Below are 17,055 nucleotides of genomic sequence, written 5' to 3'. Positions count from 1 at the left end.
TATGAAAATAATATGTTATGGAGTTAGAAATGTTGAAGTAGAAATATTTAATAAAGTTAATGAGTCATTTAATTATGAGTTAACTTTAGTTAAAGATTTATTAAATTATGATAATGTTAGTTTAGCAAAAGAACATAATGCAATATTATTAAGAGCAAATTGTGTTACAGACCAAAGGAATTTAGATGTTCTAAAAAGTTATAATATAGAGTATTTATTAACAAGAACTGTTGGAACTAATCATATCGATGTTGAATATGCAAAAAAATTAGGTTTTAAAATGGGTTATGTTCCTTTTTATTCTCCAAATGCAGTAAGTGAATTAGCTTTTGCAACTGGTTTAGCATTGTTTAGGAATATATTATATATGTTCGATAAGATGAATCAAAAAGATTTTAGAGTTGATGATAAAATGTTTTCTAAAGAAGTTAGAAATTCAACTATTGGTATTATTGGTACAGGAAGAATTGGAGTAGAGTGTGCTAAAGCGTGAAAAGGTATGGGTGCCAGAGTTTTTGGTTATGATATATATCCAAGAAATGATTTAAACGATCTATTAGATTATAAATCTTTAGATAAAATATTTGAAGAATGTGATGTTATTTCAATTCATTGTCCATATATAAAAGGGCAAAACGATAAGTTTATTAACAAAAACTTATTTAAAAAAATAAAAAAACAAACAATTATTGTTAATGCTGCAAGAGGCGAATTAATTAATTATGAAGATCTTTTAGAATATTTAGAAAATAATAAAATAAAACAGGTTGCACTTGATACTCTTGAAAATGAAGCGCAGATTTTCTTTAAATTACACGAAAGGGATCTTCCGATCGATATATACCAAAAGTTATATAATCTTAAACCAAGAGTACTTTTTACGCCTCACCTTGGTAGTTACACTGATGAAGCGGTTAAAAATATGGTAGAAATATCTTTTGAAAATTTAAAAGAATATATTGATACAAATGATTGCAAATATAAAATTTAATATTATATTCAATATTAATATCGACAACAATAAAAAAATTATTATAAATACTTATATATTATTTATATAAAAGTATTTTTTATTTATAAAATACTTTTATATTTTATAAAATGTTTTATAATTTGATTTAGTTTAACTAACTATTGTTTAAAGTTACTTATGAGTTTATTAAGGTTGATATATTAGTTTATTAGGAATATAATAGACTTGTATCAATCTAAACAAAGGGGAATAAAATGAAAAAACTTTTAACTATATTAAGCGCAGTAGTTTTAACTACACCAACATTATCTTTGATAGTGTCATGTGGTAATTCATCAAAACTACTAGGGACTGATCTATCAGATGTTAATGATTATGATTGGTCAAGTGAAGAACCTTATTTTAAAGGTTATCAAAATTCAACTTCTCAGAGTATACCAACTAGTGTAGAAAAAGAATTAAACTTAGATAAACAAAACTCAAGGAGCTATATTGATTATAGTAACTTTAGTACAGGATTTAAAACTGAGAAAGATGTATTAAAACAAACTACTACAGGAGTTCCATTGAACTCACATTTTTTACCAAATGGTAACTATAAAAAAGATATGGAGCTTGTTGAAAAAAAAGATTACTTTAAAGAAACAAATAGTATTTTAGACTGAGACATTAATTCTGATAAAGATGCAAAATATAATGTATCTAGAATTCCATTACAAAAAACAACAAAAACAGCTGAAAAATGAGTTAGTTCTCAAGATCCTGATTTATTAGAAATGAATATGTCAACAATTATCCCAAGTACTTCTATGGGAAATCAAATTGTTGGATACAATAAATCATTTGAACGATCAATTAATAATTATCAATATAATGATGTAACAGTTTCTTGAGGTGGAGCAATTGACGAAGGGATAATACTTCCACCAGCTGCTAATGAAGTCCAAAAAGCTCATCTAAATGGAACTAAAATATTAGGTAATATTTTTTTAGATGGTTATCATGGTTTAAAAGTAGAAACATTAAGAGATTTTCTTAAAAAAGATAGTAATGGAAATTATTTATTAGTTAATAAATTAGTAAATATGGCTAAGGATTATCAATTTGATGGCTGATTTTGAAATAATGAACCTAACGGTTCATTACCTGAAGGAACAATTTTAAGTTACAAAACTGTTATTGAAATTATGCAACAATGAAATAATGTTGTAAAAAATTCAAATGATCCTTACATAAGAAACTTATTATTATATACATATAAAAATAATGGAACTTTACTTTGAAATGATAAAACTAATGAACCTACTAATGATGAATCAGCAGCTCTATATGAAAACTCTGATTATTATTTAACTGACTTTGGTCAATTTGCTCCTCATTCAGAAGAATATATGGAAAAAACTAAAGGTAAAAAAGATCCACTAAAAGTTTTTAATATGTATAATGCGGGTGGATGAGTTAATAACAAAATTTATTATGATGAAGATAACTTAGGTAGATATGATACTAAGTTATTGGCATACACTCCAACCAATGATGAACCTATAGTTAGTGGTACTGGTAATGATGGGCAAGATGTTTATACAATGGAATATAGTGATGATACAACAAAAGATAAACACAAAAATAATATATCAATTTTTGCATCTCATGTTTCAGCAGATATAGCAAGTCAATTATCAGATAAATTAGAGGGAGTAAGCGAAGAATATAAAGATATTTATAAATTAGTTGCTTCTAATTATTATGATGATATGATGTATACCGGTCATAATAGATCAATAACAGAAGAAGACAAAGGTGTTATCACTTATACAAGTGATAAAAGTGTTGTAAAAGATTATAGCTATGGTGTTGGGAATATTATCCAAGAAAACACAGTATTAAATGATTTTAATGACGTATTCTTTACAAATTTTTCAACAGGAAATGGTAAAATGTTTAACTCATTAGATGAAAATGGAAAAGTTAAATCTATTGATAATTATCCATGATCAAATTCAAACATTGGAGATGTTCAACCAACATATAAATGAAAAATTGATAAAGTTGGAACTTCATCAACTGAACAATTAACATCTGATAAAGTTTCTGGTTATTATGATTATTACAATCCATATTTAAAAGGAAACTCAATTAGTTTAGGGAATGGTTTTAATAATAAGGGTGAAATTCAGGATTTTAATTTAGATACAGGTTCTTATAATTGATGAATAATGGGTACAAATTATCAAAGTAAAAAAAATAAAACCGTTGAAATGATTGTTAAACCAACAGGAAATGTAAATAAAGACAAGTTAAAAATAATTTATGATGATACTTCAGATAATTCAAATGGTAAAAGTGTAAATTCAAAAGTAACTGAATTAGATAATGGTTGATATAAAGTAAGTGCTACAATTAACAGTGATAGTGCAATTTCTAAAATTGGATTGCAATTTAATGGTGGTAAAGGAACTTTAAAAGTTGGACAAATGAAAGTTGTTGATTCATCTTTTAAAACAAAATCAAATAATTATAATATTGATTCAGTTTCTTCAGAACTTGACATTAAAAGAGAAAGTGGATTTAAAGGATATCGTTTAAACTTTAATAATATTTTTGAAGATAATGATCTATATTCATATTATGAAATTTATGCAGAAGATAATGATAAAATGTATCGTATATCAGAATCTAATAAAAATGATTATTATATAAAAAATTTAAATTGAGATACTTCAAAACTTTATGTTAAAATTGTAAATAATTTAAACAATGAAGTTAAATGAATAAGCATTAATATTTAGAAAGTTGGGTAACCTTGTTAGAAATAAAAAACATTACCAAGAAGTTTGGTAAAAATGTTGTTTTAGATAATATTAGTTTTGTTGTAAAAGCTGGGGAAGCTGTAGGGATTTTAGGTTCTAATGGTGCTGGTAAGTCAACACTTATTGAAATAATTGTTGGTCAAATAAAAGCTACATCTGGTGAAGTTTTATTAAATGGCGAAAAAGATGTTTATAAAAATGTTGGTATCCAATTCCAAGAAGGGGTTTGACCAAAAGGTATGACATCAAAACTGTTAATTAAGTATTTTAAAAAAAATTGATCTAAAAAATTTGATGATAGAACAAATGATTTAATTAAAATATTTGAATTAGATAAAATTATGACTAAAGATTTAAATCAACTAAGCGGTGGTCAAAAACAAAGATTAAATGCACTATTAGCAATTATTAATAATCCAGATTATATATTCCTTGATGAAATGATTACTGGCCTTGATTTAAAAATGCAATTACGATTAAGTGATTTTTTTAAAGAACTAAAAAAAGAAAAGAAAACACTAGTTATTATTTCACATATTCCTGAAGAAGTAGAAACATTATGTGATAGAGTAATGATAATTGATCAAGGAAAGATATTTTTAGATAAAAAACTTGAGGAAGTTGTTAAAACATTTGGTTCAGTTAGAAATATGTTAATCAAATATTATAAGGGTGAACTACATGAAAAATAATCTAAAAAAGAATAAAGAAATTAGCAAAGAACAAATAAAAAATTATTTTACTAAAAGTGTAAGTAATTTTAGAAATAACTTTATTATTATTTCTTTATCTATCTTAAAAAACTTTAGAACATATGTCTATGTAATTTTAATTCCAATTGCATTCCTTATGATTTATTCTTGATATACTAATGCCTACAAAGGTGATTTTAAACCTCCTGAGCTATTTAAATATATGGTTATACCATCATTTGCAATAATTTTCTTGGTTAATACTACCGTATCTGAATGAAAGAACTCAGTATTCTTAAAAAGAATTCATAGTGCAGGAATTTCTAGAATTAATTTCTTTGTCTCATTGTATATATTTAATTTCTTACTAGGAATTGCGTCATTTCTTATTTCAGTTACTGTAATGAGTATAATATCACTAATTTATTTTAAGCCTTCTAATGGAACGTTCTTTTCTCTATTAGGTTTACTAGAATTTAATGATTGAGTTGGTATGTTATATTCACTATTCTTATGTATTTCAATTTCCGTATCAATTGGTGTAATTATAAGTGGTTTAATAAACAGTATAGCATTATCTCAAAGTATAACTTTGATATTTGTATTATTTAGTATAGTATTTTCAGATTGTTTTTTACCAATTGATTTACTATCTCTTTCAAAACCACTAACATACATGAGTTATTTTGTTCCGCATAAACATAGTGTTTGAGTCGGACTAATATCAGCCTCTTCTCAGGAAGTTAGTTGAGCCTTTGAAAATCCTGAGAGACCTGGGAGAATAATTAGTTTCGGATTCAATTTATGAATACCTTGTGTTACAGCGTTTCTATATTCAACATTATTATTAGTGTCAGGATACTTTAGTTTTGGTTGAAACACAAAAAAATAATTAAAACACCACTTATGGTGTTTTTTATTACTTAGTAATAATATATTATTTTATTTATTTAAAAAGATTTTTAAGTTATATAAATTAAAAGTGAACATCATTTTTTTGTCTAGGCTATGTTAGTATTTATTTACTAGTTAATACTAGGGGAGGTTATAAATGTTTAAAAAAATGATAGTTTTATTAGGTTCATTAGGTTTGGTTTCTACAAGTACAATGATATCAACAAATGTTGTGTCTTGTGGTGATTCAAATGATATAAAAACATTAACATACAATCAAGGTAAGGGAGATGTTGATGTGATAACTTTATTAACAGATAATTCTACTAATCTTGGATCTGACAAAAAACCATTACAAGTTAATAATAGTAAGTTGGTAATAGATTATCCAGATACTAAAGGAAAAGCAGGAGTTAGTAATGTTGATAATAATTTTGAGGGAACTCAAAATACATCTTTTATTAACTTGGTTGAAAAAAATGAATATCAAATTAAAGTTGAGGAAATTTTCACAGAGGTGAAAGATATGCAACCTACAGTAAATGTAAACGATTCAACAATGTCATCTTATATTATGACTGTAAGAGGAACAAAAGATTCTAGTACTTTGGAAGTAATGTTTATAAAGCAAACTATTGGAGTCTCAGGAGAGAATATTACTTGTACTAATTCAACAGATTATAAATTAACTGTAAAAATAGAAGTTCAATAATATAATTTGATTAGTAACAATTTTTAATTGCACTAAAAAAACCTTATTAATATGAATTTGTCAATTAAAATTGACATTAAAAAGATACTTTCTCCATACGAAATTCGTATGGAGATTTTTTATACTTTAATGAAGGTCTTACGTAATTATAAAACTCAATATAATCTGAAATTATATTATATATATTAGAATAGTTTAGTTCATTTACTTTATAAGTATAAATACACTCGTTTTTTAAAGTTCCAAAAAACGATTCACATGCGCCGTTATCAGGAGACTTGCCTCTTCTCGACATAGAAATCTTTATATTATTAGAATCACATAAATATTTTCAAGTTTCGTTTGTGTATGGCGAACCTTGATCAGAATGAATAAGTTTTGGTTTACCTTTTTTTGTGATTGCAGATTTTAAATTTGTATGACAAAGTTCATTATCAGGTCTTTTAGAAAGTTTTCAATCTACTATTTCTGAATTGTATAAGTCTTTAATGACTGATAAATAAACCATCCCTGAACTTGTTTTAATGTAAGTAACATCTGTAACTCATTTTTCACTTAAGTTTTTTGCTTTAAAATTTCTGTTTAGAATATTTTCAAATCTTAATGGACCTGATTTATCATAATCGGGTACTCTTTTCTTTTTAATCGCCTTAATGCCTAATATTTTCATATATCTGTATACAACCAAAGGTTTTAAGTTTATTTTAAAATACTTATTTAACATGAGTGTAATCATATTGCAGCCATAACTTTTTTTAAAAAGATTATATATATAAATAATCTTGTTAGCAATTTTTGTATCATAGTTTTTGTATTTAGGTTTACATGTTTTTAATCATTTTAAATAACCATATCTTCATACTCCTAAGTATTTACAAACTATTTTAATGAAAAAGACTTTTTTGTATTAAAAATGGCAAAGCACTTTTCCTTAACAGTCTTCGTCAAATGATTTTTTAAAGCGCGCTCTAATTTTAATGCTTCTCTCAATTCTTCTAAACTCATATCATCAAAATCTTTAAATAACCAATTGTGAGATTTGAATTTCTTAATATTACTTTTAGCTTGAACTCCATTATCTCATTATAAAGCACCTTCGCCTTTAGTTCCTATTTAATGTTTTCATCTCTTAATAGTACTGGTGCTTAAATTAAATTTCACTGCAGTATTAATTATTCCAGCTTCTTTTACCTCATTAACTATGTTAATTTTTTCATGTTTTGATCATTGTTTTGTCATATAAAAAGAAAAAAAAAGACTTGTCGAAACTTTAATTTTATTAATCATAAATATTTATGTATAGGAAATTGTTAATGTAATATTTAAGATTTATAGTTTTGTTAATTATTAATATTACTAAACAATAGAAATTGAAACATTAGTATATAAAGTAGCAAATATAGTTACCGCTAGGTTAATACGTATTTAGGATTATAAAATTGTTATTCATTTTAATTAATTTAATAAACTGCATTTCTGCATTAGATAAATAAATTTTCCTTGACCTTAATTAAGATTACCAAGATAATGAAAGTAATAATAGTATATTTATTTAATTAGTCAAGCTTAAACTTCTATCAACTCTTCCTTGTTAATTCAAAAACATTGCTTGGGTTGGTTTTCTAATTTATATTTACCATTTTTATAAGTATCTTTTGCATTAATAGCCTTTGGTCTAATATGCAATGTTAAGTTATCGCTTTTTTTTACAAAATTAATTCTTAGCATTTCTTTATTTTCTTTATTTAATGCAACTATAATTTTATTCTTAGTGTCGTTATAGACTTTTAATGCATTTTTAATATTACTTTCATCAAACTTAAAAGAAAAAACTTTTGATACAATATTATTGCAATCAATGCCAATTATAATAAATTTTTTTAAGACTACTTCCTGGTAAAATGTACTATCTATAAATTTTTCTTCAACCATTTCGTTTATATCTAGCATATAGTTTGTGCCAATTTCTTCTTGAATTGTACCGTTGTATTTTAGTTTTTTCACAATTATTTTGATATTACAAGTTTCACAATCTTTTAATAAATTTGGATATGTAAAGCTTATGTATTTTTTAATGGCTAAATTTCTCCAATTTTTTATTTTGGAATCCTGTGTAAATTTAATTAAATCTACTCCAATTAGCTTTTTAATATTTCCTATGATTGACTCGTAATTAATAGTATAATTTTTTTCTCTTAAATTATCTATAAAAATTTCATTAAAGTACTTAATACTATTTTTCTTTATTTCATTTACTTTATATTTTATAAAAGAAGATTTAAATGAGAATGCTCTACTCATAGCTTTAATATTAGAGAATGGTTGTTTTACTTTTGACTCTTTATTTTTTCCCTTTGTACAAGCACCTAATATTTGTGTCAACCTTTCACTTAGTTGATCGGCTTTCCCGTCTTTTATATAATTTATGATTGTTAATCAATCTTTTTTTATTGTTTCAATTTCTTTTTGCTTTGTTATATCAATCATGAAAGAGTTAATAATTTTAAAGTCATATCATTTTTTTTCATACTCATGTAAATATATTATTACTTGGATTACCTTATTTTTATTTAAAAAACTACTTGTTTCAAAACTACTTTCTTTAACCACTTTCTCATAATTAATAAGATTTAAAACCATTCTTTCTTTAGGTACTAAAATATTTGATTTTATCTCTTTAAATGGAATAACTTTAAGTTCTACACCTTCTTCGATAAAATCAGATTCACTTCTTGAGTTTATAGGCACATTATAAAGTAATGATTGTACTATGTTACCGATACCACCTTTATTGTTGAATTTAAAGCATTGGTCACCAAAAATTTCATAGAATGTTTTACCTATAACTTCTTGTCCTATTTTATATATATATTCAAGATCCTTTTTTATATAATTACTCAATCTAAATACTCCTATATGATATTATTATAAAGTATTTTAAGAAGAGGTTGCATATGAACAAAATTAGTGTAGTAGAATTATTTGCTGGTGTTGGTGGTTTTAGGCTTGGAATGACTAGATATAATGATAAACTATTTGATTTTGTTTTTGCAAACCAATGAGAACCTAATAAAAAGGTTCAGCACGCTTTTGATTGTTATGTTCATAATTTTGGTTCAGAAAATGCAGTTAACTTAGATATAAAAGATTGTAAATACGATATACCATTTAACCATGATTTATTAGTTGGTGGATTTCCGTGTCAAGATTATTCCGTAGCTTCAACTAATGCTAAAGGAATAGAGGGCAAAAAAGGTGTGCTTTGGTGAGAAATAAGTTGAATACTTGAAAATAAACAACCAAAAATGGTTTTATTAGAAAATGTAGACAGATTATTAAAATCCCCTTCAAAACAAAGAGGTAGAGATTTTGCTATTATGTTGAAAAACTTTGATAAGTTAGGATATGATGTTGAGTGACAAGTAATTAATGCGGCTGATTATGGAATGGTTCAAAGACGTAAAAGGGTCTTTATATTTGCGAAGAATAGATTATTTTTTGATAACAATATAAAAATAAATGAAGATACAAGTAGAATTAATAACGGGTTTTTTGATAAAGAGTTTCCATCTTTACAAGATGAAAAAACTAATCTATTTATTGATTTGAACTCATTTACAAATGAGGTTGACATAACACATAATTATCAAATTAAAAAATTTTTAAATAAAGGTTTTTGCTATAATGGTAGAGTATTTTGCTACGATTTTAAGCCAATATGTAATAATAAACTTGGTATTTTAAAGACAATATTAGAAAATAAAGTAGATTTAAAATATTATCTTAATGAATACCAATTAGGTAAGATGAAGTATTTAAAATCAGGTAAAAAAATTTTAAGATATAAACCAAATGGTGAGGTATATAACTACACCGAGGGAAGTATGTCATTGTTTGATAGCGTTGAAAAACCAGCTAGAACTTTAATAACTAGTGAGGGCACATTAAATAGATCAACACATATCATTAAAAAAGGAGAATTTTACCGATTTATAACACCTTTGGAAGCTGAAAGAATAAATGGATTTGATGATAATTGAACTGAATGTATAAAAACAGAAAGAATGAGATATTTTTGTATGGGTAATGCACTTGTAGTTTCGATCATTGAAAAGTTATCTAAATCAATTGAGGATTCTTTTAATATCATTAACAAAACAAAATTGTGTCAAATTAAAATTAAAAATAAAATAGTTTAATACTTATTAAAATTCTTTTTATATTGGTCTTATTATTAATTATCTAATGATTATTATACTTTACTTTATAAATTTAAATAACTTTTATTAAGACAACTTTTATGAGTTTATAGCATTAGAATTTATTTATCTGTATAATGTATGTAAGGATAAAATTAAAATGATAGAAGCAACAAATACATTTATAGAAAAAGAGTTAAAAGAGTTAAATGAATTATACATTATTCCTGTTTTTCAAAGAAATTACTCATGAACTACAAAGGAATGTGAACAATTATTTAGCGATTTGTTATTAACAAATAATGAATATAAACACTTTATAGGTATTATTATATTACAAAGAATTAATAATGATTTAACCAGAAGTAGTCAAAATATAATCATTGATGGTCAACAGAGAATTACAACTATATTCATTTTAATTAAAGCATTACATGATTTATGCACTAATCATAATGATTCAGAGTCTTTGCGTTCATATTTATATATGGAAGACAAGAAGACAAAAAAAATAAAATTGAATAAAGAGGACGATATAACTTTTAAATATTTATTGAATGATGACTTTGATAAAATAAAAATTGGCTCAAGAATTTTTTCAAATTATATATTTTTTAAAAATAAATTTAGTAAGCTAATCGAAGAAGAAAAATTTAAGATAGATGAATTTTCAAAACTTATTTCCAAACTAATATTTGTTAGAGTTCAAATTAATATAGACGATAATCCTCAATTAATTTTTGAAAGAATTAACTCAACAGGGGTTGAGCTTTCAACATCTGATTTGATTAGAAACTATCTACTTATGACAAATTATAGTGAAGAATTATATGAAAATTATTGATATGAATTGGAAAAATTATTTGATAATAAAAACTTAAATAGCTTCATTCATCATTATATTATGTATAAGACTAATAAATCAATACCTGATTCAAAAGTTTATAGCGAATTTAAAAAGTTTTTAACAGTAAATGATATACCAAACGAGGAGGTGCTCAAAGACCTTAAGAAAGTATCAAAGTTATATGCAATTTTATTGCAAGTTGTGCCATTCCCTAATTCTAAAATTAATAAAGTTATAAGGGATTTACTAGTTTTTAAACAAAGAACTTGCTTTCCATTTATAATTAATATATTAAATGACTACTATATTGATTTAATAGACCAAGACACTTTGTATGATTGTTTGTTATTGATTAGAAACTACATACTTAGAAGATTAATCGTTGATAAAGTTGCTAAGAATCTAAATAAATTGTTTGTAGATTTATATGTAAAAATATTTGATAAAATTGAAAACAAAAAAAATTATTATGATGCGATATGATCTTATTTTATTCAAATTAAATCAACAGATAGATATCCAGGTGATATCGATGTAAAGAAATCTTTTCAAATTAGTAATATGTACTCAAATAGACAATTATGCAAGTATATTTTATATGAAATTGAACACTTTAATTCTAAGGAAAAAATTATATATGATGAAAATATTACTATTGAGCACATTATGCCACAAAATCTTTCATCTGAGTGAAAACAATATTTAGGACCTGATTATTCATTAATACACAGTCAGTTCTTACATACTATAGGTAATTTATCATTAACTGGTTATAACTCTAATTTGAAAGACTATAGTTTTAAAAGAAAAAAATCAATACTTATAGAAAAGTCTAGTAGGTTTAATCATATTAATAAGCTTATTTTCGAAAGCGAATGCTGAAATGAAGATGCAATAATTAATAGAAGTAATTTTTTATGAGAAAATTTTATTAATATCTTTTGTAACAAAGAACCAAGAATTAAAATCATTTACGATTCGCTTAATCAACCAGAGCAAACATTAGAAGACTTTGAGGATGTAAATGGAACAAATATCTCTTATTTTGAATTAAATGGTAATAGATTTTATACTAAAAACTGGTCAGAAATGTTAAAACTTACATTAGAAGAATTATTTAAGGAAAATTCTGAAAAAATGATTTCACTTGCTTTACAAAATTATTCATTCAAAAATAATGGAACGGTTGATATATCGTTTGACAAGAGTAAAATAAAAAGATTTAATGAAATTCACGATACTAAAGTTTATTATAATAGAAATTACACTCCTAATGAAATGCTTATATTAATTCGAAATTTATTTGATTTATATGGTATTGATAATAATAATTTTAAGTTCGTAAATAAAATAATTAAAAACAATGATTATAATTAATTATTTAAACAATATGTACTAGAGCTCTTGCAAAAAAAAAAAAAAAACTAAAATTACTTTAAGAGGTAATTTTTTTTATGAAAAAATTAAAGGTATTTGAAGCATTTGCAGGAATTGGTGCTCAAAATAAGGCACTGTCAATACTTAATAAGAAGTTTAATAATTTTTTTAAAGTTGTAGGAACAAGCGAATGAGATATATGGTCAAATATTAGCTACAATGCTATTCATAACAATAACAATAATGGTGCAAAGGATATAAATGAATCAGATTTAGATGAATACTTATTAAATTTTACTCATTCAAATGATGGTAAAACACCTGTTAAAAGTTCCTTTATACTTAACTTGCCATTAGAAATTAAACAACTATTGTACACATCTTATAGAAATTCTAACAATCAAGGTAGTATTTTGGAACTAAAAGGAGAAGAGTTAGTAAAAAATGTTGGTGACATCGATATATTAACTTATTCCTTTCCATGCCAAGATTTATCTGTTGCGGGAAGCTTTCATGGTTCTTGTAATGGAATGAAAAAAGGAAGCGGAACAAGAAGTGGACTTTTATGGGAGATTGAAAGAATTCTTAAAGAACTTAAAATTATAAATAAACTACCTAAGTACCTACTTTTAGAAAATGTTAAAAATATGATTTCAAGCAAACACAAAACAGACTATATTGAATGAATAAATTTTTTAAAATCTATAGGTTACAATACTCAAACTTATTTATTAAATTCTTATGATCATGGAATTCCACAAAAAAGAGAAAGAGTTTATGCTATTAGTTGTCTAAAAAGCATTAATAATTTTAGTGATACTTGAACAGAAAAAAAAAGAATCATAGAATCTAACAAAATTGATAATTTTAATGACATTATAAAAAATATACATACCTTAGAAGAAGTATTGAAAGTTGATTATTCAAAAAAGAAGTATGAGAACGAAGCAATATTCGCGACACCAAATAACACTCCTAGTCGTGTAAAAATGTTTGAAGAAAACCCTGTTTTGTATACTCAAGAAATATGAAACTATCCAATATTTATAAAAAATAATATAGGATTTTATAATAGTACAAGTGAAGGTCTATATTTGAAGAGTTGTCGCACAATCACAACAAAACAGGATAGACATCCTAATGCTGGAATAATAGATTTAAGAGGGTCTTCCTTATCAAATATTAACAAAAAATCTAAGTACCGTTTTCTTACCCCAAGAGAAACTTATCTATTAATGGGGTTTGATGAAAGTGATTTTGAGAAGGCACAAGCCAATAATATTAAACAGGCAGTTTTATATAGGCAATCTGGTAATTCAATAACAGTTAATGTATTGATATCAATTTTTAAAAAAATATATGATTTAGAAATAAATAATGAAGGAGAAAATAATGATAAGTAATAATTTTAAATTTTTAGAAGACTATTATGAATACAAGTGAATTATAGAAAGAATGAGTACTCTTGAAGACCTATTGATTGTTGATGAAGACTATAATGGTGTATTAATTGAGTCATATACATTTTTAGAAGAGTATCTAAAAGAGTTGTTAAGTTTAAAAGAGTTAAGAAAACTTGGTGAAATGAAGAATATGCTAAGGTCAATGTTTATGGATCGAAAACAAAAAAAAATTGAAGGTAGAATACTAAATTTCTTAGATTATATAATGTTTGAAAGAAACTCAAGGTTCCATGCCCCAAAAGATGATATAAATGTTGAACAAAGTAAACCGTCATTTTTACAATGTGTAACAATTTTGAAAAATCTTAAATCTATTATTAATTACTTTGTAATAGAAATAGATGGAAAAGATATTGAAGTTAAAACATTTGATGAAAATATTTATTTTGTAAAATCAAGTCATAAAAATATAAGAGATGAAGAAGAAAAGTTTTTTGATGACCCACAAATAAACATTTACAAAACTCCAATTGGCAAATTAGTATTGGATAAAAATAAGTTATTTACAATACCACCATACCAAAGAGATTATAGATGAACACCTGAAGAATGTTCAGAACTTTTAGATCAAGTAATTGATAAATCAGAATCTAATGAACTAATTTATTTTGGTACAATAGCTTGTAAATATGAAGTTTCGTTAATTGATAATAGTAAACTAGATATAAAACTTATTGATGGTCAACAAAGAGTAACTACTTCACTAATTTTATTTAAAGCTATTTATGATATTATGAAAAGTGCAGATCCTGAAGATTATGATTATATGTTTAGCATTCCGGATGAACTTGAATATTTATTTAACTATAAAGAAAATGGAATTTATTCACCCAAAAGAATTAACGAAAAGTACAGAAACTTTGCTTCAGATAAAAGAAATGCAACAGATAGCATAAATTTAATTCTTAGAGGCTATAGTAATAGAAATGAATTTGAAGAAGAGTTAAGACATAAATTAAGTAAGAATCAAATATTAGATAATTATTATTATTTTTATAATAGTTTAAAAAACTTAAGCATTGAAAATCTCGAAAAGATTTATGAGTATTATTATAATAAATTTATTATATCTTTTATTGTTTTTGACAATAATGAAAATAATAATGAGATGGAAATTTTTGAAAACTTAAACTCCAAAGGTAAAGACTTAGATACTTTTGATATGATAAAAAATTATATATTTAATAGTATTGATGAGAAAGTGTTTAAAATTAAATCTAATGAGTTGGTTCCAGAATTAACTAAGTATTTTAAAATGCCTATATTAAAAAACGGAGTAAAAAAATCACTAGATGAAGATAATAAAAAATATGAAGAATTTTTATTTAACTTAATAACTTATCTTGATGCAATAAACGATAATAAAGATTTAATTAAATTTAAAATACAAAAAAATAAAAAAAGCTTATTAAAGAATTTTAAAAGATTTTATAAAGATAGTAACCTAAGTGAAAAGGGATATTTAGCTCTTTGTTCTGATTTAGGTAGATATTTTCATGTATTTAAAGTAGTAAGGATTGGTAATCTTTATGAATCTTCATCAAATGAGTTTTATGAATTTGGTGATATATTAAAGAACTTATCTCATAAAGATTTTTCACTATTAATATTTTATTTAGTAGATATTTATTCTGATAAAACCTGAAATCCAGACGATAGAAGAATTTCTTTATATAATAAGGAGTTCTTAAGAGATTGTTTATTTGAAATTGAAAAATGATCTTCTTTATTAGTTCAAACTAGAGGTACAGGGCAATCTTTCAAAGAATCTACATTCATCAAACTTATTAAATACTTAAAAACATTTGAACATTCAAATGAATTTAAAAAAAACTTACCACTTTTAATAAAGAATTGATTCTCAGGAGATGCTAAGTTCGATAAGTTAAATGAAGATTATTCATTATCACAGGAACTAACTTTACCAACAAAAGAAGAAATTATAAATTCATTTAAAAACCAAAAAGTACAAAATGTACCACTTGCTAATGTATTTTTGTCTAGATTAGAACAGTTCTGAATGAATTCAAGGACAAAGGCTAATCAAAATATTTCCTTCGGGAAGACTTCTTTAGAACATATTGTCCCTCAAACTTTATCAAGCGATTGAAAAAATATGTTATCTGGTGGTAAACCTTGAAATAAAGTTTTAGAGGATAAATACAAAGAAAGATTAGATAAAATTGGTAATTTACTCCTATTGGACTTACCAAATAACTCAGAAATTAAAAACAGCTCTTTCCAAGTAAAACAAAAAAGTTATAAAGATACTGATTCAAGACTTGCAAAGGTTCCATATGGATATAATAATGCTAACTTATTAACAATAGATCAATTTACATTTGATGACATAGATGAAAGAAGTTCTAAAATAGCTTCAATAATAGTAAATGAAATCTATAACATCTAATACAATTCAAGAAATAATTGATTTATTTGAAAACCTTGAAGGATTTAGTTACTGAAAGATTAAAACTGATGTTGTTGGCATTGTTGAAAATTTTTGTTTTAAATTACAATTAATCTCAAAAGATAAAAGGGAAAAATATATACAAGTAAATAAAATATTTAATCAGAATAAATTTTATTTAAGAAATGGAAGTTTTGATGTTACACCGACAAAAAAATTACAAACTAGTGGTTATTCAAAATCGGCTATTAGACAATATATAGATGTACTTTTATCATTTGACATTATAACAAAAGTAAAAGATATAAAAGAAGTTTATGAAATTAAGTACTCAGAGTTACTTGATAATAATTTCGATTATAATAATATAATTGATAGCTTATTTAAAAATTTAATTACTAAATTGAACATTCTAAATACACAAGCTAAGAAATTATTTTACTCCATTTTATTATCAAATATAATTTATTTATCTAATGACGATGATAACCAATTTAAAATTAAAATCAAAAAAAATAACTTTTGATATCCTAATAAGAATGAAATTAGTAAATACTCTAAAAGCTGTGGTTATATAAGATTTAAAGATTATATAGTAATTCTGGGAAATGACTTTTATACAATTTATAAAAGTTTGCAAAAGATATTATAAAGATTTTAAAAATAAAAATTCCTAAC

At 24.4% G+C, this 17,055-nt stretch carries 12 protein-coding genes; 10 read left to right on the top strand and 2 right to left on the bottom strand.

What is annotated here, in order from left to right; translation table 4 throughout:
- Position 1: 1 nt before the first annotated feature.
- The 5 genes from SCORR_RS03565 (at position 2) to SCORR_RS03545 (ending at position 6,081) form a co-directional block, all read left to right on the top strand.
- Positions 2 to 991 carry an NAD(P)-dependent oxidoreductase gene (locus SCORR_RS03565; protein ID WP_245831776.1) on the top strand — a complete coding sequence of 330 codons (990 nt, stop codon included), beginning with the start codon at positions 2 to 4 and terminating at the stop codon, positions 989 to 991.
- Between the two features lie 236 nt (positions 992 to 1,227).
- Entirely contained in the window at positions 1,228 to 3,762 is a 2,535-nt protein-coding gene (locus SCORR_RS03560) for an endo-beta-N-acetylglucosaminidase (RefSeq protein ID WP_094049216.1), read from the top strand.
- A gap of 14 nt (positions 3,763 to 3,776) precedes the next feature.
- The gene (locus SCORR_RS03555) at positions 3,777 to 4,475 is read left to right on the top strand and encodes an ABC transporter ATP-binding protein (protein ID WP_245831774.1); all 699 of its coding nucleotides are present in this window, start codon (positions 3,777 to 3,779) and stop codon (positions 4,473 to 4,475) included.
- Positions 4,465 to 5,367 carry a hypothetical protein gene (locus tag SCORR_RS03550; RefSeq protein ID WP_094049214.1) on the top strand — a complete coding sequence of 301 codons (903 nt, stop codon included), beginning with the start codon at positions 4,465 to 4,467 and terminating at the stop codon, positions 5,365 to 5,367. Before SCORR_RS03555 ends, SCORR_RS03550 begins: the two co-directional genes overlap by 11 nt.
- A 159-nt stretch (positions 5,368 to 5,526) precedes the next feature.
- Positions 5,527 to 6,081 carry a hypothetical protein gene (locus SCORR_RS03545; RefSeq protein ID WP_094049212.1) on the top strand — a complete coding sequence of 185 codons (555 nt, stop codon included), beginning with the start codon at positions 5,527 to 5,529 and terminating at the stop codon, positions 6,079 to 6,081.
- A 76-nt stretch (positions 6,082 to 6,157) separates the two neighbouring features.
- Here the strand turns inward: SCORR_RS03545 and SCORR_RS03540 are convergent, their stop codons facing one another.
- Both SCORR_RS03540 and SCORR_RS03535 read right to left on the bottom strand, forming a co-directional pair.
- The gene (locus tag SCORR_RS03540) at positions 6,158 to 6,916 is read right to left on the bottom strand and encodes an IS3 family transposase (RefSeq protein ID WP_281251265.1); all 759 of its coding nucleotides are present in this window, start codon (positions 6,914 to 6,916) and stop codon (positions 6,158 to 6,160) included.
- Between the two features lie 731 nt (positions 6,917 to 7,647).
- Complete coding sequence (locus SCORR_RS03535) at positions 7,648 to 8,982, bottom strand: MutH/Sau3AI family endonuclease (RefSeq protein WP_157705386.1); 1,335 nt, start codon at positions 8,980 to 8,982, stop codon at positions 7,648 to 7,650.
- A 53-nt stretch (positions 8,983 to 9,035) separates the two neighbouring features.
- Between SCORR_RS03535 and dcm (SCORR_RS03530) the strand changes: the two genes are divergently transcribed.
- From dcm (SCORR_RS03530) to SCORR_RS03510, 5 genes are all read left to right on the top strand, one after another.
- Complete coding sequence (gene dcm / locus SCORR_RS03530) at positions 9,036 to 10,280, top strand: DNA (cytosine-5-)-methyltransferase (RefSeq protein WP_094049206.1); 1,245 nt, start codon at positions 9,036 to 9,038, stop codon at positions 10,278 to 10,280.
- A 160-nt stretch (positions 10,281 to 10,440) separates the two neighbouring features.
- Positions 10,441 to 12,504 (top strand): DUF262 domain-containing protein, encoded by a 2,064-nt coding sequence (locus tag SCORR_RS03525; RefSeq protein WP_094049204.1) that lies wholly within the window; start codon positions 10,441 to 10,443, stop codon positions 12,502 to 12,504.
- Between the two features lie 77 nt (positions 12,505 to 12,581).
- Positions 12,582 to 13,907, top strand: coding sequence for a DNA (cytosine-5-)-methyltransferase (gene dcm, locus SCORR_RS03520; protein WP_094049202.1), 1,326 nt, complete (start codon positions 12,582 to 12,584; stop codon positions 13,905 to 13,907).
- On the top strand, positions 13,897 to 16,377 hold the full coding sequence (locus tag SCORR_RS03515; RefSeq protein WP_169709045.1) for a GmrSD restriction endonuclease domain-containing protein: 2,481 nt from the start codon (positions 13,897 to 13,899) through the stop codon (positions 16,375 to 16,377). The genes dcm (SCORR_RS03520) and SCORR_RS03515 overlap by 11 nt, the downstream gene beginning before the upstream one ends.
- Positions 16,358 to 17,029, top strand: a complete 672-nt coding sequence (locus SCORR_RS03510; RefSeq protein ID WP_094049197.1) for a hypothetical protein — start codon at positions 16,358 to 16,360, stop codon at positions 17,027 to 17,029. Before SCORR_RS03515 ends, SCORR_RS03510 begins: the two co-directional genes overlap by 20 nt.
- Positions 17,030 to 17,055: the final 26 nt, after the last annotated feature.

This window comes from Spiroplasma corruscae (assembly GCF_002237575.1).
Taxonomy (GTDB): Bacteria; Bacillota_I; Bacilli_A; order Mycoplasmatales; family Mycoplasmataceae; genus Spiroplasma_A; species Spiroplasma_A corruscae.
This window is presented reverse-complemented; position numbering and strand designations above follow the sequence as displayed.